Origin of the sequence: Marinobacter sp. VGCF2001 (genome assembly GCF_049943275.1) — a bacterium.
In the GTDB taxonomy this organism is placed as follows: domain Bacteria; phylum Pseudomonadota; class Gammaproteobacteria; order Pseudomonadales; family Oleiphilaceae; genus Marinobacter.
On record NZ_JBNFVX010000003.1, the window covers coordinates 67551 to 89921 of the forward strand.

Genomic DNA, 22371 nt, shown 5'->3' on the forward strand with positions numbered 1-22371 from the left:
ACATATGGATCTCGCCAGATGACACCGCTCACTGACACCAGGCCAGATTGCCTGCGTCTTCTTGTGCTGACACCGGAATACGCGGACTACCTCTGGTTGAGCGCCATGCTGGCCGGGGACTCTGAGCTTGACAGCGACGCCACCTGGTGCCCGGATCTGGTGGACTGTGACGACCTGATATCCAATGCCAGTTTCGACGTGATTGTCTGGGACTGTGCCTTTCATGGCGGTTCCGAGACGTCTTTTCTGCAATATCTGGCGGTGTCCAGTGAAGATAAGCCTGTTCTGGCATTGAGTGCCGAGCCGAGCGAGGAGAAGGCCAGCGGCTTGCTGGAATGTGGTGCGGCAGATTACCTCAGCCGCAGGGGGTTGGATGCCTGGGCCTTCCGGCGTGCGGTCAAATGCCTCTGGTATCGGTCGCAATTGTCTGAATCGGCCCATGGCCAGCTGGGCCGGGAAGTGGCTACCGGTTTCATCAACCGCGACCTGTTCTTTGACCGTTTGCAACAGGCGTTGCTGCGCGCCGAGAGAGCGGACCACCGTCTCGCCCTGCTGCACCTCAACATCGACGACTTCCGTACGATCAACGAGTCCTTTGGTTACCAGAAAAGCGACCAGTTGATGTTCCGCCTGGCCGACCGGTTGCGGCAGAAGCTGAGACGCGTTGACTCACTGATGCGGATCGGCGGTGATGAGCTGGCCATCATTGTCGAAAAAGTTGAAGATTCCCTCGATATTACCCAGATCATCCGCAAGGTGGTGACCTCGCTGGATGAGCCACTCACACTGGATGGGCAGAATGTTGTTGTGAGTGCGAGCCTGGGAGTGGCCACCTACCCGGAGGCCGGTCAAAGCCCGGAAGAACTGCTGCGGCGCGCCAACCGGGCCATGTTTGAAGCCAAGCGCGACCCGGGCACCAGTTACCGGTTTTATGATCGTCAGCTGCACATCTCGGCCGGATATCAGCTCAGACTCGAGGCAGATCTTCGCAGTGCTTTGAGGGGTAAGGAGCTGGAACTTTATTACCAGCCGCGCATCGATCTGACTACCGAAGAGGTGCGCGGAGTGGAGTGTTTGCTGCGCTGGAATCACCCGGAGCGGGGCCTGGTCGGCCCGGACGAGTTTATTCCCGTGGCCGAACGCAGCGGCCTGATTGTACCCATTGGCTACTGGGTGATCGAGCAGGCCTGCAAGCGTCTGCAGGAGTCGGCGGAGCTCGGGTTTCCGGGGCTGGTGTTCGCGGTCAACCTGTCGTTCCGGCAGTTCCACGACCGGAAAATGACCGAGACCATCTTCCGGATCATTTTCAACGCCAATGTCGACACCAGCCTGCTCGAACTCGAACTCACGGAAAGTGCCATGATGCACGATCCGGACTACGCCCAGCGTTGCCTGCGCGAGCTGAATCAGCTGGGCATCAGTTTTGCCCTCGATGATTTTGGTACCGGGTTTTCTTCTCTCAGCAACCTGCAGCACCTGCCTATCTCACTGGTCAAAATCGACAAGTCTTTCGTACAGGATCTTGGCAAGTCGGCGGATGCCGAGCACATTATCCGGGCGATCATCAGCCTCGCCCACAGCCTGCAGATCAGTGTCGTGGCAGAGGGCGTAGAGACCGAGGGCCAGCTGGAATTCCTGCGCCGGCAGCACTGTGATGAAGTTCAGGGCTACTATTACGCCCGCCCCATGCCCTGGAACGACCTCGTGCAATTCCTCAACCGTCAGAACCAGTCCGCTTGCCTGCAGAAGTAAGCCGCTGTACCTTTGCGCATTAATTCTGAACGCGATACCAGATCGAGGTTGCATGAACAGTATCTCCCGGCGCATTGCCGACGAACTCGGCGTACGTGAACAACAGGTCGATGCCACCGTCACGCTGCTTGACGAAGGCGCAACCGTTCCCTTCATTGCCCGTTACCGGAAAGAGGTGACCGGTTCGCTGGATGACAGCCAGCTGCGATCGCTGGAAGAACGCCTGCGTTATCTCCGGGAGCTGGAAGACCGCCGCGGCACCATTCTCAAAAGTATCGAGGAACAGGGCAAGCTGAGCGACGAGTTGCGGGCTTCCATTAACGCCGCAGACACCAAGAACCGCCTTGAAGATCTTTACCTGCCCTATAAGCCCAAGCGCCGAACCAAGGCCCAGATTGCCCGGGAAGCGGGCCTGGAGCCGCTGGCCGATACCTTGTACGAAGATCCCACCCGGGACCCGGAACAGGAAGCGGCAGGTTACCTGAACCCTGAGGCGAAAATTGACGATGCCAAAGCGGCTCTGGATGGCGCGCGTTATATCTTGATGGAACGGTTTGCCGAAGATGCGGAATTGCTGGGCAGTCTGCGGGATTTTGTCTGGCACCAGGGCCAGCTTAAAGTCAGCGTGCTCGAGGGCAAGGAGAACGAAGGCGCGAAGTTCCGGGACTATTTCGACCACATCGAGCCTCTGAAAAAAGTGCCTTCCCATCGCGCCCTGGCGATTCTGCGCGGTCGGAACGAGGGTATTCTGGCGTACGCCATTGTCATGGACGATGGCACCGACGACCGGCGTCAGCCCCACCCCGCCGAGCAGCGCATTGCCGCGCACTGGGGGATTCGTGACAACGGGCGCGCCGCCGACAAGTGGTTATCGGATGTGGTGCGCTGGACCTGGCGGGTGAAACTGTCGACCCAGATTGAAACCGATCTTATGGCCCAGGTGCGCGAGGCCGCCGAAACCGAAGCCATCAACGTCTTCGCTGCCAATCTGAAAGACCTGCTGTTGCTGGCTCCGGCCGGCCCACGGCCAACGCTGGGCCTGGACCCCGGTCTGCGCACCGGCGTGAAGGTCGCCGTCATCGATGGCACTGGCCAGGTGGTGGATCATGGTGCCATTTTCCCTCACGCCCCCCAGAACAAATGGGAGCAGTCCATCGCCCAGATGGCCGCCTGGTGTCAGAAATACAAAATTGAACTGGTGGCTATCGGCAACGGCACCGCATCCCGGGAAACGGAGAAACTGGTGGGCGATCTCAGCAAGCGTTATCCTGAGCTGAAGCTGGCCCGCATCGTGGTGAACGAATCCGGAGCCTCTATTTATTCAGCGTCTGAATTTGCGTCCCGGGAGTTGCCGGACCTGGATGTCACCATTCGTGGTGCCGTCTCTATCGCCCGACGACTCCAGGACCCGCTGGCGGAACTGGTCAAAATCGAGCCCAAGTCCATTGGCGTAGGGCAGTACCAGCACGACGTCTCACAGGTACAGATGTCCCGCAGCCTGGACGCGGTGGTCGAGGATTGCGTAAACGGCGTGGGCGTGGACCTGAACACGGCGTCGGTACCCTTGCTGACGCGGGTATCCGGCCTGAACCAGAGTATTGCCCAGAACATTGTGGATTTTCGCAGCCAGAACGGGAAATTCACCAGCCGTAAGCAGCTGATGAAAGTCTCGCGCCTGGGAGACCGCACTTTTGAACAGGCCGCCGGCTTCCTGCGCATTGCCGGTGGTGACAATCCACTGGACCGTTCTTCCGTGCATCCGGAGGCTTACGGCGTAGTGGAGGCCATAGCCGCGCAGAATGGCAAGAAGGTGGAGCACATCATCGGGGATTCTGCGTTTCTGCGGAGCCTGAATCCGAAAGATTACGTAACCGAACAGTTTGGCCTGCCGACCATCAAAGACATTATTTCGGAACTGGAGAAACCCGGCCGTGACCCGCGGCCGGAATTCCGGTTTGCCCATTTCGAGGAAGGCGTGGAAACCCTGAACGACCTCAAGCCCGGTATGGTGCTGGAAGGCTCTGTCACCAACGTGACCAACTTCGGTGCGTTTGTCGATATCGGGGTGCATCAGGATGGCCTGGTGCACATCTCCGCTCTGTCCCATACTTTCGTGAAAGACCCGAGAGAGGTGGTCAAGGCCGGGGATATCGTCAAGGTCAAGGTGATGGAAGTGGACATTCCCCGCAAGCGGATAGGATTGTCCATGCGCATGGACGATGAGCCGGGCGCCGACAACCGCCCCGCACGCGGTTCCGACAGGAACGCCGGACCCAAGCCGGGCCGTAAGGCGCAGACGGCGCAGAGCCAGAATGCGCCCAAGGGGGCCATGGCCGGTGCCCTGGCACAGGCGCTGGCTTCGGCCCGCAAGAATGGCCGTTAATCCCTTCCATTGATTCTCGGCCGTTACCCCTTGTACGGGGTAACGGCTGCAACAGGAGCTTAATATGGCACAATCCCGCCACTCCCTGTTTTACCAGCTTGCCGCCAGTGACTGGGACGGTTTCCTCAAAGGGGTCGAAAAGGAAGGCCTGCGCGTTGATGGCAACGGCTTTATCGCCCAGACGCCGCATCCGGAGGCCCTGGGTTCCGCGCTGACCCATCCCCGGATTACCACCGATTATTCCGAAGCGCTGCTGGAACTGATCACGCCGGTTTTTGATAATACCGGCGCCATGCTGGCCTCGCTGCGAGACACCCACCGGTTCGTACAGCAGAATCTGAGCGATGAGGTTTTCTGGGCGGCCAGTATGCCCTGTGAGATTGATGGTGACGCCAGTATCCCCATTGCCGAATACGGCAGCTCGAATACGGGGCGGCTCAAGCATGTCTATCGCCAGGGCCTGGCCGTGCGTTACGGCCGGATTATGCAAAGTATAGCCGGCGCCCATTACAACCTCTCCCTGCCTGACAGCTTCTGGCGTAAATGGCAGGGGTTGATGGGCAACAGCGACAGCCTTCAGGACTTCAAATCCGACCAGTACTTCTGGTTAATCCGGAATTTCCGGCGCCGCAGCTGGTTGCTGATGTTGCTGTTCGGCTCATCGCCGGCGCTGGATGCCAGCTTTGTCTCTGGCGTACAACATGACCTGGCGCGGTTTGATGATCGAACCTGGTATGGCCAGAATGCCACCTCCCTGCGCATGGGCGACCTTGGCTACCATAACAATGCCCAGGCATCGCTGAACATCTGCTTCAATGAGCTGAACACCTATACCCGAACGCTGGATCGTGCCATTCACACCAACTGGCCGGCGTACGAGGCGATGGGTACGCAGCGCGACGGTGAGTTCATCCAGATCAATACCAATGTGCTCCAGATTGAGAACGAATACTACAGCGCCGTGCGCCCCAAACGCACGACCGGGTCGGGTGAAAAGCCGATCCAGGCGCTGGACGCCCGGGGCGTGGAATACATCGAGGTTCGCTGTCTCGACCTGGACCCCTTCTCGCCGGTGGGCGTGAACCGGGAGCAGATTGATTTTCTCGACCTGTTCCTGCTGGATTGTTTGCTGTCCGAATCGCCCCGCATTGAAGACGACGAATGTGAACGGCTGGATGACAATTACAAGGATGTGGTCGCTCGCGGGCGCCTTCCGTCGCTCAGTCTTTGCCGCGGTGGACGGCGTGAGCCAGTGGGGGCTGCCGCCGTTGAGTTGCTGGAGCGCCTGCAGCCCCTGGCGGAGTTGCTGGATGGCTGGAATCAGGCAGACACCTACGGTGCCGCCCTGGCCGCGCAGCGTGAAAAGCTTCAGGGCAGCGATTGGTCGGTGCCGTCGGCCCGGGTGCTGGAGGCCATGGGCAGCTCCGGGCTTGGTCATCGGGACTGGGTGATGGAAATGTCCCGGCAGCATCAGCAGACCCTGAGGTCGGAGCCGCTGGAAACGGGTTTACAAGCCGAGTTCCAGGCCATGAGCGCGCAATCCCTGGCCGAGCAGAAGGCACAGGAAGCCGCAGACAAAGAGTCGTTTCCGGAGTTCCTGGCGGCCTATCTGAAATCCTGACGCCGGACGCGTCACATCGGTAAGGGGATGTGGCGCACAGAATCCGTTGTCCGGTTTGCCGGATCGGTTACCTGCTGTTACCTTCTATAACATCAGGCAGGGAGGTGGCTTATGGCAACGGATATCAAGCTCGGATGGGATGTGGAAGCGCTTAACAAGGCCTATCGTCAGGGCTGTATGGCCGGTGAGATGGGGCTGCCCAAATCACGCTGTCCTTACCGGGGCGATGTCGTTATTGCTGCCTGGGAAGCCGGCTGGGATGATGCCGGCGAAGCGCGGGCCCGGCGCTCGCCGCCGGGTGACGACCTGTTCTCGCATATTGCCTGATACCGGCGGCGCGCCGGCTATCGCTGCACGACAAATTCGGTAAACAGCACGCCGGTGATGCTCTCGCCGGTTTGCTGTTGTTCGAGTACCTGATTAATCCGTTTGGTTGCTTCTTCCCGCAAGGCCTGCTGACCGTCCATGGAGGATAGTTGGTCAGGATCTGTCTGCTCCCCGAATAACATGACTATTTCATGCCGCAGCCGGGGCATATGGGCTTCAACCGCAGGCCGTGTGGTTTCGCTGGAAGCCCGAAGGGTCACCGCGGCTTTCAGGTAGGTCACTTTGGTGCCCGGCTCCCCCATGTGGGTCACGAATGCGGGTTCCATGGCGATATAGTCTGTCACGCCTTTTTCTTCAGTGTTCTCCTCCGCTTCCGGTTCTTCGGCCAGCGCGGGCAAGGCCGCCAGTACGGAGAACATCAGTAATAAGGCTGGCGTCAGTTTTCTGAGAATGGTCATAGGCTTGGCGTTAGTCATGGGTTAGGATTGTGCCAATGGCTAATGGCAGCTCGGTATAAACCGAGAATATCAGGCCGTGGCAGATTATGCAGTCTTCATCATGATTCCGGGGTGGCGTTTTGGCGAGCAGATGGATATTCGGGTTGGTCTTTCTGGTGTGCACCAGTTTATTGGCGGCGGCCTTCTACATGGAGCACGTAATGGGCCTGGAGCCCTGCCCGTTATGCTGGCTGCAACGCTTCGGATTCATGGGCGTCGGGCTGGTCAGCTTGCTGGCGTTTTTGCAGGGGCCGGTTGGTTTCGGTAATCGGGTGTACGGGCTCTTGCTGGTTGTTGCCTCCGGCGCCGGGCTGGGTATGGCGGGGCGCCAGCTCTGGTTGCAGAATCTGCCGGCCGATCAGGTGCCAGCCTGTGGTCCCTCGGTGGACTATTTGCTGGACGTGTTGCCCCTGTTCGAGGTGTTGACGACCGCTCTCAGAGGCACTGGCGATTGCGCCGAGGTGGTCTGGCGGTTCCTCGGTTTAAGTATCCCCGGATGGACGGCCGTTTTCTTCAGCCTGCTAATCGTGCTGGGGCTGTTTATCATGTTTCGCCGCTATCCTTCCCGAAGCTGGGTTCAGGGCTGAAACAGTTGCGGGGCGCCATGGCCTAGGGTAACTTGGTTGCCACATACAGGGTTCAAGACGGCGGCCGGAGATCGGGCGGATTGACCAGGAGGAGAGAGGCGTCATGTTGGAAAATTGCCGGAATGCCAGGGAGCGCTGGGGAGGCGTGAGCGAGCTGATCGATCGCTGGCTGAAAGAGCGCCAGGAACTGCTGGTTCGTTATTGTGAGCTGTCCGGGGAAAGTGATTTTTCCCAGACTGACGAGCTCCGGGAGAAATTCGTGCGTTTGTGCGAGGTGCTTGTGGACTATGTGTCCGCCGGCCACTTCGAGGTCTACGAGCAGCTTATTCAGGAAGCTCGTGAGTTTAACGATGGTGGCCTTGAATTGGCGGCGAAGCTGTACCCGCGGATCGAGCAAACCACCGAAGTGGCGCTGAATTTCAACGACAGGCTGGATGGCAACGCCTTGTCCGAGACTGAGGTGAAAGACCTGTTTTCGGAACTGTCTCGGTTGGGAGAAGTCCTGGAGTCGCGCTTCGAGATGGAAGATTTCCTTATCGAGAACCTGCACACCGCGCACGCAGGGAAAGTCGCCTCAGCCTGATTTCCTGGTTTGCCCCTTTGGCTCGCTCCGTATAAAAAACCGGCGCCAGAAATGGCGCCGGTTTTTTTGAGCGAAAAGGCGGGGGTTATTCGCCGTTTCCGGCGGCTTCCTCGCCCGGATTGATGGTAACCAGCTCAACATCGAATACCAGGGTCTCGTTGGGCCCAATGGCCTGATTGCCGCCCGGGCCGTAGGCCAGATCGGATGGGATGTACAGTTTGTAGCGGGCGCCCTCGGTCATCAGTTGAAGGCCTTCGGTCCAGCCCGGGATGACCTGGTTCAGGCCGAAAGTCACCGTTTGGCCGCGTTCGCGTGAGCTATCAAAAACTTCACCGCTGATCAGCGTGCCGGTGTAGTGAACTTCTACCTGATCTTCTGCACCGGGATGCTCGCCGTTACCTTCTTCAAGCACTTCGTATTGCAGGCCGGATTCGGTGGTTTCAACGCCGTCGCGCTCGGCATTTTCCGCCAGGAATGCTTCACCGGCCTCTTTGTTTTCCTGTGCCAGGCCCTCCAGTTGCTGTTCCTGCTTTTGCTGGAGCTCCTGCTGGTAGGCCATCAGCGCTTCCTGGATCTGTTCCCGGGTCAGTCGCTTGTTGTCTTCATTACCGGCATGACCATGCTGGATGCCCTGAAGGAACTGGTCCATCTGGAGATCGGGTAAATCATTGCTCATGCGTTCGCCAAGCACCAGGCCCATGCCATAACTGACTTTTTCGGGCGTGGTTTCCAGAGCCGGATCTGTTGCGGATTCCTGGGCCGTGGAACAACCGGCAACCAGGCCGGTAATGGCAATCGCCATAAGGGTCTTCTTCATGGTCTCATCCTTTGTGTGTCTATCCGGGCTTCCGCCCATAAATTTTGAAAGCCCACAAGGTAACGGGTTCAGCGGCAGGATGCCACTGAACATGTGTTAATCAGAGACGCATTGCCCGGGCCTGACTGGCCGGAATCATGAGCCGTTGGCGGGTGTGCCGTTAAGCGAGTAGGGGGCCTGATAGGGCGCTTGCCAGTCGTCTTCCGGATTGATCGTCTGGCGCTGGCGGGCACCGGGCTCCGGGCGTTCGATTGCCAGTGCGTTCCAGGGGCCCTGGGCCGGGGGCTGGTCGGCATAATGCCAGTTGCCATCCGTGTCCTGCCATTTAAATACGATGTCCGGGCCCTCGGTCGGGATTGGTGATGGCAGAAGACCCTCAAACGACGGGATGTTCTCTGCCTGTTCGGTTTTCGCAGGTTCGGATACCTGTTGTGGATCGCCGAGGCCGAAAAAAATCAGCAACAGTAACAGGCCGAGCGCCGGGAAGGAGAGCCGGATCAGCCATTTTACGTGCATGGTGTCTCGCCCCCGGTGGTCTGATCAGCCAGTCGGCTGGCCAGCAGGTCCAGTTGATGGGTCTGCCGCCGGGAGATATTTCGGCACGGCGCGGCAGCGAAAAGATTCTGCCTGATCAGTGTGCCTGGTTCCTGCATGTGTCCGATCTCCGGTTTGGTGGTGCTCAGTGATTGCCAGGCAAGAGCCAGTTCCAGCTGTTCGGCCAACAGTTCTGCCTTTGCCATAGTCTCTCGTAACGCCTCGCCAGATGCATTGGCTCGGGGAACGGACTTGCGAGCGGAGCGCAGGCAACCGGTTACACGGGTGCGCCACTCTGTTACCTTAGCGTCCTCAGCGCCAGAGAAGGCTTGACCGCGCGTGGCCAGCCAGCCGGCACAGAGAATGCGGGTGACGCTCCAACCCTCAGACTGCAGCTCCAGACAGACCCTGGCGATCTCTGGATCTTGCCACTGGGCGAGGGCATAACGCCATAGCGGATTGTCCGGTTCCATGTCTGTTGGAAGCTCCAGAGGCTCCGCGTGCTGAACGGTCATGGTGGGGCTTCTCTGGCAGTAATCCGTGGATAGATTAATCTATGTTAACGATAACCGATCTCAGTTTACAACGGGGCGGCGTCTGGTTGCTAGAAAACGTGAACCTGACCGTTCAGCCCGGCCAGCGTGTTGCTATTGTGGGTTCCAACGGAGCCGGTAAATCCAGCCTGTTTCAGCTCTTGTTGGGTCAATTACAGTCGGAGCAGGGCCGCGTGGGGCTGCCCGGTGGGTGTCGTATTGCCCACATGGCCCAGGAAGTGGCCGCCTCGTCCCGCTCTGCCCGGGATTTCGTGCTCGACGGCGACACTGAGCTCCGTCGAATGGAGCGGGAGCTTGCCGAGGCGGAGGCGCGTGAAGACGATCACGCCATCGCCCGATTGCACGGCGAGCTGGATATTCACGAGGCCTGGTCGGCCCCCCGGCGGGCAGAGGGACTGCTCAGGGGCCTGGGCTTCGTGGACAGCGATGCCGAGCGCCCCGTCTCTGCCTTCTCGGGGGGCTGGCGCATTCGGCTGAATCTGGCGCAAGCTTTGATGCGGCCCTCTGAACTGCTATTGCTCGATGAGCCCACCAACCACCTGGATCTGGATGCGTGTCTGTGGTTGGAAAACTGGCTGAGAAAATATCCGGGCACCCTGTTGTTTATCTCCCACGACCGGGATTTCATGGATCGGGTGGCTACCCACCTGGTGCACTTCGATCAGAAGCAGTTGGCGCTTTACACCGGCAATTATTCCGCCTTTGAGCGCCAGCGCGCCGAACGACTGGCCCAACAGCAGGCTGGCTATGAACGGCAGCAGGCAAGAATTGCTGAAATCCAGCGCTTTATTGATCGGTTCAAGGCCAAAGCAACCAAGGCCCGGCAGGCCCAGAGCCGGGTCAAGGCCCTGGAGCGAATGGAAAAAATTGCGCCGGCTCATGTGGACTCACCGTTCAGTTTCGAGTTTCCGATGGCCGACAAGGTGTCGAATCCGCTGCTGGCGATTCGTCATGGCGTAGCCGGCCACGGCGAGCAGCCCATTCTGCAGAACATCAGCGTGACGCTCCTGCCCGGCACCCGTATCGGGCTGCTGGGCCCGAATGGTGCCGGCAAGTCTACTTTTATGGATGCCTTGCGTGGCACGGGGACGTTGCTCAATGGCGAACGCACCTGCGGTGAGCACCTGGCCATCGGTTATTTTGCCCAGCACCAGCTGGAATCACTGGATCTGGATGCCAGCCCTTTTGTGCATCTGCAGCGCCTGTCGCCGAATGCGTCCGAGCAAAAAGTGCGGGATTTCCTGGGAGGCTTCGATTTTCATGGCGATGAGGCAATGGCGCCCATTCGGTCTTTCTCCGGTGGTGAGAAGGCGAGGGTGGCCCTGGCGGTTATTGCCTGGCAGAAGCCCAATCTCCTGTTGCTGGACGAGCCGACCAACCATCTGGACCTGGAAATGCGCCAGGCGTTGACCATGGCGCTGCAGAATTTCGATGGCGCCATTGTTGTGGTCTCCCACGACCGCCATCTGCTGCGCAATACGGTAGACGGCTTCTGGCTGGTTTGTGATGGTCAGGTCAGTGAGTACGAGGGGGACCTGGATGATTACGAGCGCTGGCTGGCTGACCGTCGCAAAGACGAAGAGTCGCCACCTCGCCGGGAGGTGGCGGAGAGTCCGGAGACGCCCGATGGCGATGCCGCGGCAGGCACGTTGACGGCCGATGAGCGCAAGGCGCGCAAACGCCAGGAGGCGGAACTGCGACAAAAGCTCAGCCCCTGGCGGAAAAAGCAGGCAAAGCTGGAATCCGGCATGGACCAGTTACAGGAAAAGCTGTCTGCGGTCGAAGCCAGCCTGGCGGCCCCGGACCTCTACAGTGACGAGCAGAAGCTCCAGCTGAAGCAGCTGTTGGCCGAGCAGGCTGAGTACAAGCGCCAGCTCGAGGTGGTTGAGGCGCAGTGGCTGGAGGTCAGCGAAACTGTCGAGAGCCTGGAGGCGGAGCTGGCCGGTGGCTGATCGGGGCCGGTATTACCGGCCCGCGATTTCCAGGGTAAAGCCCTGGCGGGCGAGATAATCCCGTTCATTTTCCAGGTCCGCCAGAGTCAGCGGGCGGTTATCCAGCCAGCCTTCCGGAAATTCAACTACCAGGCGGTTGTCGTGGCCATGGAGGGTGAACGCCGGCGGGGTCTCGAGGTTGCGTGGGTGCTGGATCAGTACCGCCAGCCGCACCAGTACGCAAAGATAGGTCAGCCGGGGTCGGTCTGCAGGCTCGATGCCCTCGAATACGGCCGTTGAGAATTTCCGGCGGTGGCCGCGAACCAGTGTCGCCAGATCTTTCTGGAATGGCTGGCTGAAACCGGGCAGGTCCGAGTACCGCAGCAGGTAAGCGCCATGCTTGTGGTACTGGCTGTGGGATATGGTCAGGCCGATCTCGTGCAACCGGCAGGCCCAGCGAAGCACATCTTCATCAGCAGCCGTGCGCAGCCCCCACTGGTCCGCCACCTGCTCCCAGGCGGCAATGGCGGTGTCCTCGACGGCGGCACCGTGGGCCTGGTCGACGTGGTACCGTTCCTGAAGCGCGGTGATCGTCCGCTCCCGGACATCTTCGTGTTGTATGCGCCCCACGATGTCATACAGCAACCCTTCGCGCAGGGCGCCGTCGGCAAAGACCATGGTCTGGATGTCGAGCGATCGGAACGCTGCCATCAGGATCGCGAATCCTGCGGGGAAGATGCTTTGGCGGTCCTGGCGCACCCCCAGTTCGGCCAGTTTGTCGACCTTGCCCATGCTGATCAGGCGCTTGCGCAGCTCTTCCATGCCTTCACGGTTGATGCTGCCATCGGTGATCTTGAGGGTCGATAGCACGTTGGCAATCGCTTTGATGGAACCCGACGAGCCCACCGCGCTCTGCCAGCCGGCCGAGCGGTAATGCTGGCGGATATTCTGCAATTCCTGCTCGGCGTGAGTAATGGCTTTGTCCATCTGTCGACGGGTAATTTTGCCATCGGGGAAATAACGGTTACGGAAAGAGACACAGCCCATATGCAGGCTTTCCAGGTACTGCGGCTCGAACCGCTGACCGATAATGAATTCGGTGCTGCCACCGCCGATGTCGATCACCAGCCGCCGGCCGGTGTCATCTGAAAGGGTATGGGAGACGCCGAGATAAATCAGCCGCGCTTCTTCACGCCCGGCAATGATCTCTACAGGGTAACCGAGGACCTCTTCGGCACGGGCAATAAACTCGTGGGCATTGCGTGCTACCCGGAGCGCGTTGGTGCCGACAATCTGAACCCCTTCGGCCGGCATACCCTGAAGGCGTTGGGCAAACCGGCTGAGGCATTGCAGGGCCCGCTGCTGGGTTTCTTCTGTAAGGCAGTTGGAGGAATCCAGCCCGGCGCCCAGCTGGACTTTCTCGCCCATCTTCTCAACGGTGCGGATTTCGCCGTGTACCAGGCGGGCGGCGACCATATGAAAACTGTTGGAGCCCATGTCGATGGCTGCCAGCATATCAGGGGCGGGGTCAGGCTTTTCGGCAGTAGATGCGGCCGTCACGTTGATAGGCGTCCTGTGTGGAATGAACTTGCCCGTACTATAAGTGAAACTTCCGGCGTGTGTCAGTAACCGGCTACGGACATTACTGACACGGATCAAGCTTCTGCCTGAGACAAGCAGCTTCACATAAGGGCCGGCTATCGCGTAAAGTAATAGATTGTCTTCACCGGGTGGTCGGTCCGGAACAGGAATAGCGACCACTACAGTCAATAGCGACTCCCGCAGGGCCGGAAGCATCGCCCCGGAGCGCCTGAATCAGGAAAAGGTAATGAGCGGAAATATCGTTAATGTCACCGACGCTTCCTTCGAGCAGGATGTACTGAAGTCTGATGTACCGGTACTGGTAGACTACTGGGCCGAGTGGTGTGGTCCGTGCAAGATGATCGCCCCGGTTCTGGAAGAAATCGCCGATGAGTACGACGGTAAGCTGAAGGTCTGCAAACTTAACATCGATGAAAATGAGCAGACACCGCCCAAGTTCAACATCCGTGGTATTCCCACCCTGATGCTGTTCAAGAATGGCAATGTTGATGCCACCAAGGTTGGCGCGTTGTCCAAGTCACAGCTTGCGGCCTTCCTGGACAGCAATCTCTGATTGCACCCTGATCGCCGGAAAACCGCCCCGGAGCCAGGCTCCCGGGCGGTTTTTTATTGGGCTGTTCAGGCGTTATAAACAACGGTGCCCAGCTCGCTGATGTCGTAGCCTCCCAGGGCGGCGGCCCGCTGAACGAAGCGCTCGCTTCTGGCAAACGCCAGCAAGCGCTGCATCGCCGGCTCAAAGTAGTGGCGTCTGCGCATGGCCAGGTCGAAATGCTCCTCTTGCAGAGGGATAAATGCCAATCCCTGGCGCCGGGCTGCCGCTTCAATCCCCACTCCGATATCGGCTTCGCCCTGGCGGATCGCCAGCGCAAGATCATCTTCGCTGAGCGATGGATGAGCGGCCCATGTCAGCTGGTGGGCATCAATGTGATGGCGGGTGAGCAAGCTCTGCAGCAAATGGCTGACACCGGCGTCGGGCTGGCGATGGGCGATGCGTATGCCGGGGCGGGTAGCATCCTCCAGCCGCGTGATTCGATGGGGGTTCTCGGGAGGTAACAGAAGGCCCTGCTGGCGTTTTGCCCATCGAATCAGCACCAGATCGCGCATACCGCTCAGGCCCAGGGTGGCAGGCTCATTGTAACGCCGGGTTCCGGCGTGCCAGATGTGCATTCCAGCGAGCATGGCCCGCCCATCAATCAATCGTTGCACGCCGTCGCCGCTCCCCTGGCAGAGCAGGGCCAGCTCCGCGCCACTTTCCTTCACTGCCCATTCCAGAAGTGGGTCCTGGCTACCTGCCAGAACGGGCGGTGTCGGAGAGCTCACCGCATCGTCGCCTTCCAGGTGGTTCATCAGCCAAAGATCGATACGCTGGCGCGGAAACAGCAGTTTTCCGGTTACCCGCACACAGGGAATCACGCCTTGACTGACCAAATCGTAGATTTTGCGCTCTTTCAGGCGCAGATATTCGGCGGCTTCGGCTGTTGTGAGGTAAGTGGGATGGGGCATCGCGTTTCCTGCTGTCCGGCATGGCTGAGGGCTGTTTTAAACTGCATATTTTCCAGAAGGCTGTGCAAAGCGTAGTTATAAACTCCACGATGCTCAAATAACAAGGAGACGCAGCTTTGGAAAATAATGCGTTCGATGTGGCGCTCTCGCTACTTGTCAGTCTTGATGCCTCATTGTTCCAGATCGTGGTGCTTTCGCTGAAGGTGTCGCTCATGGCCGTGCTGATCGCGGCCGTGCTGGGCTTCCCCCTGGGCGCCGCCGTAGCGCTGTGGCGCTTCCCCGGTCGCGGCGGGGTAATCGTGGTGCTCAATGCTTTGATGGGTCTGCCTCCCGTGGTGGCGGGGCTGATGGTGTACTTGCTCCTCTCGCGCGCCGGCCCGCTGGGTGAGCTGGGATTTCTGTTTACGCCGGGCGCGATGGTGATTGCCCAGGTGGTGCTGGTGCTGCCGATTCTGGCGGCACTGTCGCGCCAGAAGATCGAAGAAATGCTGGGCGAATACCGGGAGCAGTTCATGTCGCTTGGTATGTCACGGGCGCGGATGATGCCCACCCTGCTGTGGGACGCCCGTTTTGCTCTATTGACCGTTTTGCTCGCCGGCTTTGGCCGCGCCAGTGCCGAAGTGGGCGCGGTAATGATGGTCGGTGGCAATATTGATGGGGTGACCCGGGTAATGACCACTGCCATTGTCCTGGAAACCGGTAAAGGCAACCTGCCATTGGCGCTCGGGCTGGGCATTGTGCTGCTGACTCTGGTGATGCTGATTAACGCGGGCGCTTATCTGGTAGGTGAAATGACCAAGAGGCGGTTGGGATGACATCGCTGAACGCCTCATGCCTTTCCTCACCCGGCTTTCTGGCACCGCCGGCTCTGCGCTTTGAGGACGTTACTTTCCGCCTTGAGGAAAAGCCCTTGCTGGGGCCCTGTTCGTTCACTCTGGAGGGTATCGGCCCAACCCTGGTGATGGGGCCTAACGGTGCCGGCAAGAGCCTGCTGCTGCGTCTGGCCCATGGTTTGTTGTTGCCAACGCTTGGGCAAATCTCCTGGCCAGGTCACGAGCATTGCCCCCGCCAGGCCATGGTCTTCCAGCAACCGGTGCTTCTGCGCCGCTCGGCAGTGGCCAACCTCATGCACGCCCTGGCGGTGAATCATGTCCCGCGCCGGGAGCGGATGAAGCGCGCCATGGACGCCCTTGATCGATTCGGGCTGGCCGCCTACGCAAAAAATCCTGCCAGGGTGCTCTCCGGCGGACAGCAGCAGCGCCTGACGCTGGCAAGGGCCTGGCTGCTTTCGCCGCAGGTGCTGTTCCTGGATGAGCCCACCTCCGCGCTTGATCCGGCGGCGATTAAAGCGGTAGAGGCCGCAGTGCTCGAGTTTCACCGGCGGGGAACGCGCATTGTCATGACCACCCACGATATCCACCAGGCCCGACGCCTGGCCGGCGATGTGCTTTTCCTGTCCGGCGGGAAAATCCGGGAACACACCCCCTCTGAAGTATTTTTTGAACAGCCTGTCTCACGAGAAGCACAGGCGTTCATCGCAGGAGAACTGGTCGAATAGTCCGGTTCAAACATCTAAAAGGAGAAAACAAGATGAGAAAGACGCTTAATCTGGTACTGGCCGGTCTGACCAGTATGGGCCTGGCCTTCAGTGCGTGTGCCGATGACTACATCACTCTGGCCTCGACCACCTCTACCGAGAATTCAGGGTTGTTCAGCGCCATTTTGCCAAAGTTTGAAGACGCTACCGGTATCGAAGTTCGAGTGGTGGCCGTGGGCACCGGGCAAGCGTTTGAGATTGCGCGCCGCGGCGATGCTGACAGCCTTCTGGTGCACGACACCGCAGGCGAGCAGCGCTTTGTTGAAAACGGTTACGCCAGCGAGCGAGCCGATGTTATGTATAACGACTTCGTGCTGATTGGTCCTGAAGGAGATCCGGCGAATATCCGTCAGGCGCAGACTGCCGCCGAAGCCTTCGCGGCCATCGCCAGTGCCGAGGCCCCTTTCGCCTCTCGTGGCGATGACAGCGGTACCAACCGTGCCGAATTGCGCCGTTGGGAGAGTGCCGGTGTTGAGCCGGATGGCGACTGGTACCGGGAACTTGGCAGCGGCATGGGGCCAACGCTGAACACCGCGGCGGCCATGGATGCCTATGTGATGTCGGATCGCGCCACCTGGGTGGCATTCGGAAACCCTCAGAACCTGACGCTGTTATTCGAAGGCGACAAGGTACTGTTCAACCAATACGGCAGTTTGTTGCTTTCCGAGGAAAAACACCCACACCTCAAGCACGATCTTGCCAAACAGTGGCATCAATGGCTGATCTCCGAAGAAGGCCAGCAAGCGATCGCTGACTTTAAAGTCGACGGCCAGCAGCTGTTTTTTCCGAATGCCAAATAGGCTAACCTTTCCTGACGCTGATTGAGATTCAAGGCAGGGGAGTTCCTGAAAGTGTTACCAAAAACATGACGATTAAAACTCTTCTGCCGAATCCTGCAGATCCCCGGTTATCGCGCACAGTCGAGGGCGTTGACGAAAAAGGCCAGTCCAGGTCCGTTAGCGTGATCGAAGAGCGCCCTCTGACGATCTATCTGAATAGCCGGGAGATTGTCACCGCTATGACCATCGGCGATCACCCGGAGTATCTGGCACTCGGCTTTCTCCTGAATCAGGGTATGCTCAAAGAAACCGATCGCGTTACCAGGATTGATTTCGATGAAGAGCTGGAAGTCGCTGTGGTGCGCACCGCAGATGTGACGGATGTCGAGGACAAGCTGAAAAAGAAAACCCGGACCTCCGGTTGCGCCGTGGGTACGGTGTTCGGTGACATGATGGCCGGTTTGGAGGGGCTGTCGCTGCCGGATACACCGGTACACACCAGCACCTTTTACGATCTCTCCTACCAGATTAATCACACCCCCAGCCTGTACATGGAAACCGGTGCCATTCATGGCACGGCCCTGTGCCAGGGGCGAGACATTCTCGCGTATATGGAAGATGTCGGGCGCCATAATGCCGTCGACAAGATCGCCGGCTGGATGCATCTGAACGGCATTCCGGCGGCAGACAAGGTGCTTTACACCACGGGCCGACTGACCTCTGAAATGGTCATCAAGACCGCCTTGATGGGCATCCCGACCCTGATCAGCCGGTCGGGCTTTACCGCCTGGGGTGTCGATATTGCCCGGCAGGTCGGCCTGACGCTGATCGGGCGGATGCGGGGCAAGAAGTTCACCTGCCTCAGTGGGCAGCACCGGCTGGTGTTTGATCAGGACTTGTCTCTGGTGCCTGATGAAGACAAGAAACTGCGTCGAAAAGGGGCGGGGCATGACTGAGTGCGCGGTGATTCTGGCCGGTGGCCAGGCCAACCGGATGGGCGGTGGTGACAAGGGGCGGCTGATGCTGGGAGGTCAGTCCCTCATAGACCGCGTTATCGAGCGTATTACCCCGCAGGTTGATGCGGTTGTACTGAACGCCAATGGCGATCCGGCTCGGTTTGATGATCTGGGCCTGCCTGTTGTGGCGGACTCGATTGGCGATTTCCCCGGGCCTCTGGCTGGCGTGCTTGCGGGTATGGACTGGGCGGCCGGGCAGGGCTATGACTGGTTGATCAGCGTGGCGGCTGATACGCCCTCGTTCCCCCGGAATCTGGCGGAGCAGCTGGCCGGGTATGATACGCCGGTGGTGTTGGCGGCCACCCCGGACCCCGAACGCGGTCGACTGCCTCAACCGACCTTTGGCCGCTGGCAAGTCGCCTTGCGCCATGAGCTGCGAGCCGCCCTGAAAGACGGCGTACGCAAGATTCGCCAGTGGACGCAAGCCCAGGGAGAGACCCTGGTGGTTTTCAACGAGGGCGATTTTTTCAACATCAACACACCAGAGGATCTGGCGTGGGCGGAGAAACACCTTACGTGAATGTGATTGGTATCGTAGGCTGGAAAAATTCCGGGAAAACAACGCTGGCCAGCGCCTTGATCCGTGAGCTTTCCGATCGGGGGCTGGTGGTCAGCTCGATCAAACACGCCCATCACCAGGTGGATGTCGATCAGCCGGGCACGGATAGCTACAAGCACCGGAATGCGGGTGCCCAGGAGGTTATCCTGGCAGGCGGGCAACGTTTTGCCATCATGCACGAACTCCGGGGTACCAGAGAGCCGGGGCTGGATGAATTGCTGGCCCGTCTGGGCCCATGCGATTGGGTTGTCGTGGAAGGATTTAAAACCCATTCGCACCAAAAAATTGAAGTGCTCCGGCAGGACGGTTCGCGAACGCCCCTGTATTTGGAAGATGCCAGCGTGATCGCAGTGGCTGCGGATTACGCGGCTGACTTTTCCGGCCCGGTTTTCGATCTGAATGATGTATCGGGTATTGCCGATTTTGTACTGAGTTATGAAAAACCAACATCGGGAGAGTCATGAAACCGCTCCGTAATGACTGTTTTGCTCTGCCCCCCGGGGTTAACTGGACGCCGGTAGAAGAAGCGCTGGAACGGTTACGCGCCCGTTTGCACCCTGTCGTGGAAGTGGAGCGTGCGGTGCCGCTGTCACAGGTGAGCGGCAGGATACTGGCAAACGATGTTTATGCTCCACGGGCTCATCCTCCCAGCAGCAATTCCGCGGTCGATGGCTATGCGCTTGCCGGCCCCTTAACCCGGGTGCCCTGCGTTCTGCCTCTGGTTGATGGCCGGAGCGCGGCCGGAGAACCCTATCGGCAGCAGGTGCCTGCTGGTCATGCGATCCGGATTCTGACCGGCGCGGTGATCCCGGCCGGTGCTGATACCGTGGTTCTGGAAGAGGATTGCGAGGTTGTTGATGGCCAGCTGCATTTGCAGGGAACGTTAAAAGCCGGCGCGAATGTGCGTCAGGCCGGAGAGGATATTCACGCGCAGGACAAGATTCTTACCGCAGGTACCCGCCTGACACCTACCCAGATTTCGGTGCTTGCCAGCGTCGGTGTCGAGCTGGTGGATGTGTATCAGCGGCTCCGGGTCGGGGTGCTGTCTACGGGCGATGAGGTGAAGCCGGTTGGCTCCGCGGTGACCGACTGGCAAATCTACGACGCCAATCGCCCGATGCTGAGCGCAATGGTGGGGCAGCTCGGTTATGAGTTGGTAGACCTTGGCCATGTGCTTGACCGGGCCGAAGAGGTCAAAGCCGTGCTCGAGCAAGGGGCACAGCAGTGTGACCTGATCCTGACCAGTGGCGGCATCTCCGCCGGTGATGAAGATCACGTGTCAAAAACCCTGAAAGCCCATGGTGACATCAGCAACTGGCGCATTGCCATAAAGCCCGGTCGCCCGCTGGCACTGGCGATGTATCAGGGCACGCCGGTGGTGGGCTTGCCGGGCAATCCGGTGGCGGCCTGGGTTTGCGCGTTGCGTTTCGGGGCGCCGGCCATGTCGCTTCTGGCCGGCAGTGAGTGGTTTGAACCCCGGGCCTATGTCTTGCCGGCCAACTTCCATAAAGACAAAAAGCCGGGGCGCAGCGAGATGTTGCGGGCGCGGGTCCGCGATGGCCAGGTGGAGGTGTTTGGTTCGGAGGGCTCGGGCCGGGTGACCGGTCTGGCCTGGTCCGAGGGGTTGGTGGAGCTGGATGGCAGCGCTCGGCAAATAGAACCGGGAACTCCGGTGCGGTTTATGCCTTACGGCAGCTTCGGGTTGTAATCACTCGACGCTGCCGTGCACAGCAAACGCGTCTAGCGAGGCATCTTGGGGCGCCCGGGAGCGGTAGGTTTCCTCAACACCGAGCTCCGTCAGCGTGCGACTGACCATCAACAAGGTGTTCTCTTCGAAGTCCTCGCACATCTCACACATCTGGTCGATTTCTTCGCAGGCAACAGGGTAGGCCGCGTCCAGGTCTGGCGCGCCATACTGCTCAACAAAGGTTTGCGCCAGGGTTTTTCGCACCTGTTCCAGTTCCGCGCCGGTGATCTTGCATACGCCAACAAAGCTGGCGCGGCCCCCGGATTCGACACTGTACCAACCGTTGGCGAAGGCCTGGCGGGCTTTGCCTGTCAGGTCGGCTTCTGTCCAGTTGGAAAATTCAAATCCTCCCGAGATTGCCCATTCACCGCTGGCGGCCGGCTGTTCAAAGACGTTTTCATCGGATATGTCCAGGCGCAGGGTTCGGGCGAGTTTCATACGTGCTCCGCGAAGGTGATCAGGCTTAGGGTTTCGGTCATGGCGCCCTGGCGCAGTAACATCCGGCCTTTGTCGTCCAGCCCGACGAAAACGCCCTGCTCCGGATAGTCGATCATCTTGCCGATGGTGTCGCAGCGTGGCCGCCACTCTTTGTGGACGCGTTCAAAACCACTGTCCATGAAGTAGGTTAGCCATAAAAGCGTGTGTTTTGACCAGCTTTCAAGCAGTGCCATGGGGGTGATGTCGACACAGCCTTCTTCTGCCAGGCAGGTCTGATTCGGATTCTGACCGGGCTCTTCCCATGCCTGCCTGAACGGCACATCAATGCCAATGACCAGCCAGTCAGGGTATGCCTTGGGGTCTGAAGTATCTGTGGCAAAACGAAACGCACCACAGAGCGCGCCATTGACCTTGATACGATCCGGCCATTCAAAGTGCACGGGGACTTCCGGTGGCGCCAGGGCCCCGAGGCTTTCAGCGAGGCCGATCTGGGCAACATAAACGCCCTGGATGGCCTCCTCAAGGGGTGTTTCCGGCGCCAGCACCAGAGCTGCGCGTAAGGTCCCGCCCGCATCGGAGTAAAAAATGGTGCCTGAATCAATACCGGCAATCGCCCGGCTGACCGCTTTGTTAAACGGGTCCGTGTGTTTGGGGACCGCTTCTCCCGTCAGCAGCGGCGGGAACAGAGGGGATTTGATCATAGGATTGCCCGGGCGTAGACATCGGATGCAGTGATCTCGTCCGCGATGTGCTGGAAGGCTTTTGCCTGAGGGCTTTCCGGCTTGGACACGACGATAGGCACGCCGCCGTCAGACCCGACACGAATGTCCAGATCGAGGGGGATCTCGCCCAAAAACGGGGCTCCGATCTTTTCGGCCTCGGCCCGGGCGCCGCCGGAGCCAAACGGGTGATGTTCTTTGCCGCAGCCGTCGCAGACAAACGAGGCCATGTTTTCAATCAGGCCGAACAGGGGCACATCCATGCGGTTGAACATATCGATGCCTTTGCGGGCGTCCATCAGCGCAATGTCCTGGGGTGTCGAGACGACAATGGCGCCGGCCACAAAAAACTTCTGGCTCAGGGTCATCTGGACATCGCCCGTGCCCGGGGGAAGGTCTACCAGCAGCACATCCAGCCGGCCCCAATCCACCTGGTTCATCATCTGTTCCAGGGCGCCCATCAGCATAGGCCCCCGCCAGACAATGGCTTCGTCTTCGGTGGCCATCAGGCCCAGCGACATCAGGGTCACGCCATGATTGCGCAGAGGCAGGATGGTATGCCCATCCGGGCTGGACGGGCGACCGGACACCCCCAGCATACGGGGTTGGCTTGGCCCGTAAACATCGGCATCCAGAAGACCGACTTTCAGCCCCTTCGATGCCAGAGCGACAGCCAGATTGGACGCCACCGTGGATTTGCCCACGCCGCCCTTGCCCGAGGCAACGGCGATGATACGGCTGATCCCCCTGGGGTTTTTGTCCTGCGGCCTTGGCGCGTCCGTACCGATCAGGTTGGGTTTTCCGACTTCGGTGTACTCGACCATG

Annotated in this window: 24 protein-coding genes; 15 read left to right on the forward strand and 9 right to left on the reverse strand. The window is 59.5% G+C overall.

The genetic code is table 11. The features are described 5' to 3' along the window. Positions 1 to 18: 18 nt before the first annotated feature. The 4 genes from ACP2AU_RS05665 to rmf all read left to right on the forward strand — a co-directional run bounded on the left by ACP2AU_RS05665 (position 19) and on the right by rmf (position 6083). Complete coding sequence (locus ACP2AU_RS05665; protein WP_426375140.1) at positions 19 to 1752, forward strand: GGDEF/EAL domain-containing response regulator; 1734 nt, start codon at positions 19 to 21, stop codon at positions 1750 to 1752. A 52-nt stretch (positions 1753 to 1804) separates the two neighbouring features. After that, a complete protein-coding gene (locus tag ACP2AU_RS05670) occupies positions 1805 to 4135 on the forward strand; it encodes a Tex family protein (RefSeq protein ID WP_426375141.1) in 2331 nt (776 codons plus the stop codon). Between the two features lie 64 nt (positions 4136 to 4199). Then, positions 4200 to 5756, forward strand: a complete 1557-nt coding sequence (gshA, locus tag ACP2AU_RS05675) for a glutamate--cysteine ligase (protein WP_426375142.1) — start codon at positions 4200 to 4202, stop codon at positions 5754 to 5756. Positions 5757 to 5867: 111 nt separating this feature from the next. After that, positions 5868 to 6083, forward strand: a complete 216-nt coding sequence (rmf, locus tag ACP2AU_RS05680; RefSeq protein ID WP_426375143.1) for a ribosome modulation factor — start codon at positions 5868 to 5870, stop codon at positions 6081 to 6083. A 17-nt stretch (positions 6084 to 6100) separates the two neighbouring features. On the opposite strand, the gene ACP2AU_RS05685 is transcribed toward rmf, so the two are convergent. Beyond that, a complete protein-coding gene (locus ACP2AU_RS05685; RefSeq protein ID WP_426375144.1) occupies positions 6101 to 6559 on the reverse strand; it encodes a flagellar basal body-associated FliL family protein in 459 nt (152 codons plus the stop codon). 101 nt (positions 6560 to 6660) lie between these two features. On the opposite strand from ACP2AU_RS05685, the gene ACP2AU_RS05690 reads away from it, so the two are divergent. Together ACP2AU_RS05690 and rsd are read left to right on the forward strand one after the other, a co-directional pair. Next, the gene (locus tag ACP2AU_RS05690) at positions 6661 to 7167 is read left to right on the forward strand and encodes a disulfide bond formation protein B (RefSeq protein WP_426375145.1); all 507 of its coding nucleotides are present in this window, start codon (positions 6661 to 6663) and stop codon (positions 7165 to 7167) included. A 103-nt stretch (positions 7168 to 7270) separates the two neighbouring features. Next, positions 7271 to 7750 (forward strand): sigma D regulator, encoded by a 480-nt coding sequence (gene rsd / locus ACP2AU_RS05695; protein ID WP_426375147.1) that lies wholly within the window; start codon positions 7271 to 7273, stop codon positions 7748 to 7750. 85 nt (positions 7751 to 7835) lie between these two features. On the opposite strand, the gene ACP2AU_RS05700 is transcribed toward rsd, so the two are convergent. The 3 genes from ACP2AU_RS05700 to ACP2AU_RS05710 all read right to left on the reverse strand — a co-directional run bounded on the left by ACP2AU_RS05700 (position 7836) and on the right by ACP2AU_RS05710 (position 9616). Beyond that, on the reverse strand, positions 7836 to 8567 hold the full coding sequence (locus ACP2AU_RS05700; protein WP_426375148.1) for an FKBP-type peptidyl-prolyl cis-trans isomerase: 732 nt from the start codon (positions 8565 to 8567) through the stop codon (positions 7836 to 7838). A 135-nt stretch (positions 8568 to 8702) separates the two neighbouring features. Then, positions 8703 to 9083, reverse strand: a complete 381-nt coding sequence (locus ACP2AU_RS05705; protein WP_426375149.1) for a DUF4124 domain-containing protein — start codon at positions 9081 to 9083, stop codon at positions 8703 to 8705. Further along, the gene (locus ACP2AU_RS05710; RefSeq protein ID WP_426375150.1) at positions 9074 to 9616 is read right to left on the reverse strand and encodes a DUF2390 domain-containing protein; all 543 of its coding nucleotides are present in this window, start codon (positions 9614 to 9616) and stop codon (positions 9074 to 9076) included. The genes ACP2AU_RS05705 and ACP2AU_RS05710 overlap by 10 nt, the downstream gene beginning before the upstream one ends. A 41-nt stretch (positions 9617 to 9657) precedes the next feature. On the opposite strand from ACP2AU_RS05710, the gene ACP2AU_RS05715 reads away from it, so the two are divergent. Further along, positions 9658 to 11607, forward strand: a complete 1950-nt coding sequence (locus tag ACP2AU_RS05715) for an ATP-binding cassette domain-containing protein (RefSeq protein WP_426375151.1) — start codon at positions 9658 to 9660, stop codon at positions 11605 to 11607. Positions 11608 to 11619: 12 nt separating this feature from the next. On the opposite strand, the gene ppx is transcribed toward ACP2AU_RS05715, so the two are convergent. After that, positions 11620 to 13170, reverse strand: a complete 1551-nt coding sequence (gene ppx / locus ACP2AU_RS05720; protein ID WP_426375316.1) for an exopolyphosphatase — start codon at positions 13168 to 13170, stop codon at positions 11620 to 11622. A gap of 244 nt (positions 13171 to 13414) precedes the next feature. Here ppx and trxA point away from each other — a divergent pair, with 244 nt between their 5' ends. After that, positions 13415 to 13741 carry a thioredoxin TrxA gene (gene trxA / locus ACP2AU_RS05725; protein WP_011784020.1) on the forward strand — a complete coding sequence of 109 codons (327 nt, stop codon included), beginning with the start codon at positions 13415 to 13417 and terminating at the stop codon, positions 13739 to 13741. 65 nt (positions 13742 to 13806) lie between these two features. Here the strand turns inward: trxA and ACP2AU_RS05730 are convergent, their stop codons facing one another. Further along, positions 13807 to 14691, reverse strand: a complete 885-nt coding sequence (locus ACP2AU_RS05730; RefSeq protein ID WP_426375152.1) for a substrate-binding domain-containing protein — start codon at positions 14689 to 14691, stop codon at positions 13807 to 13809. Positions 14692 to 14807: 116 nt separating this feature from the next. Here ACP2AU_RS05730 and ACP2AU_RS05735 point away from each other — a divergent pair, with 116 nt between their 5' ends. The 7 genes from ACP2AU_RS05735 to glp all read left to right on the forward strand — a co-directional run bounded on the left by ACP2AU_RS05735 (position 14808) and on the right by glp (position 20350). After that, a complete protein-coding gene (locus ACP2AU_RS05735) occupies positions 14808 to 15506 on the forward strand; it encodes an ABC transporter permease (protein WP_426375153.1) in 699 nt (232 codons plus the stop codon). Further along, positions 15503 to 16249 carry an ATP-binding cassette domain-containing protein gene (locus tag ACP2AU_RS05740; protein WP_426375154.1) on the forward strand — a complete coding sequence of 249 codons (747 nt, stop codon included), beginning with the start codon at positions 15503 to 15505 and terminating at the stop codon, positions 16247 to 16249. The genes ACP2AU_RS05735 and ACP2AU_RS05740 overlap by 4 nt, the downstream gene beginning before the upstream one ends. Before the next feature lie 32 nt (positions 16250 to 16281). Then, positions 16282 to 17088, forward strand: a complete 807-nt coding sequence (locus tag ACP2AU_RS05745; RefSeq protein ID WP_426375155.1) for a substrate-binding domain-containing protein — start codon at positions 16282 to 16284, stop codon at positions 17086 to 17088. 65 nt (positions 17089 to 17153) lie between these two features. Further along, entirely contained in the window at positions 17154 to 18023 is an 870-nt protein-coding gene (gene fdhD, locus ACP2AU_RS05750; protein ID WP_426375156.1) for a formate dehydrogenase accessory sulfurtransferase FdhD, read from the forward strand. Then, on the forward strand, positions 18016 to 18603 hold the full coding sequence (mobA, locus tag ACP2AU_RS05755; RefSeq protein WP_426375157.1) for a molybdenum cofactor guanylyltransferase MobA: 588 nt from the start codon (positions 18016 to 18018) through the stop codon (positions 18601 to 18603). Before fdhD ends, mobA begins: the two co-directional genes overlap by 8 nt. Next, positions 18579 to 19106 (forward strand): molybdopterin-guanine dinucleotide biosynthesis protein B, encoded by a 528-nt coding sequence (gene mobB / locus ACP2AU_RS05760; RefSeq protein ID WP_426375158.1) that lies wholly within the window; start codon positions 18579 to 18581, stop codon positions 19104 to 19106. The genes mobA and mobB overlap by 25 nt, the downstream gene beginning before the upstream one ends. Then, on the forward strand, positions 19103 to 20350 hold the full coding sequence (gene glp, locus ACP2AU_RS05765; RefSeq protein WP_426375159.1) for a gephyrin-like molybdotransferase Glp: 1248 nt from the start codon (positions 19103 to 19105) through the stop codon (positions 20348 to 20350). Before mobB ends, glp begins: the two co-directional genes overlap by 4 nt. Here glp and ACP2AU_RS05770 read toward each other — a convergent pair whose 3' ends face one another. Genes ACP2AU_RS05770 through ACP2AU_RS05780 form a run of 3 tightly spaced genes read right to left on the reverse strand, consistent with a single transcriptional unit; the run spans position 20351 to position 22370 of the window. Then, positions 20351 to 20827 carry a DUF6505 family protein gene (locus ACP2AU_RS05770; RefSeq protein WP_426375160.1) on the reverse strand — a complete coding sequence of 159 codons (477 nt, stop codon included), beginning with the start codon at positions 20825 to 20827 and terminating at the stop codon, positions 20351 to 20353. Further along, on the reverse strand, positions 20824 to 21528 hold the full coding sequence (locus ACP2AU_RS05775) for a biotin/lipoate--protein ligase family protein (RefSeq protein ID WP_426375161.1): 705 nt from the start codon (positions 21526 to 21528) through the stop codon (positions 20824 to 20826). Before ACP2AU_RS05775 ends, ACP2AU_RS05770 begins: the two co-directional genes overlap by 4 nt. Beyond that, complete coding sequence (locus tag ACP2AU_RS05780) at positions 21525 to 22370, reverse strand: Mrp/NBP35 family ATP-binding protein (RefSeq protein ID WP_426375162.1); 846 nt, start codon at positions 22368 to 22370, stop codon at positions 21525 to 21527. Before ACP2AU_RS05780 ends, ACP2AU_RS05775 begins: the two co-directional genes overlap by 4 nt. Between the last annotated feature and the right edge of the window lies 1 nt (position 22371).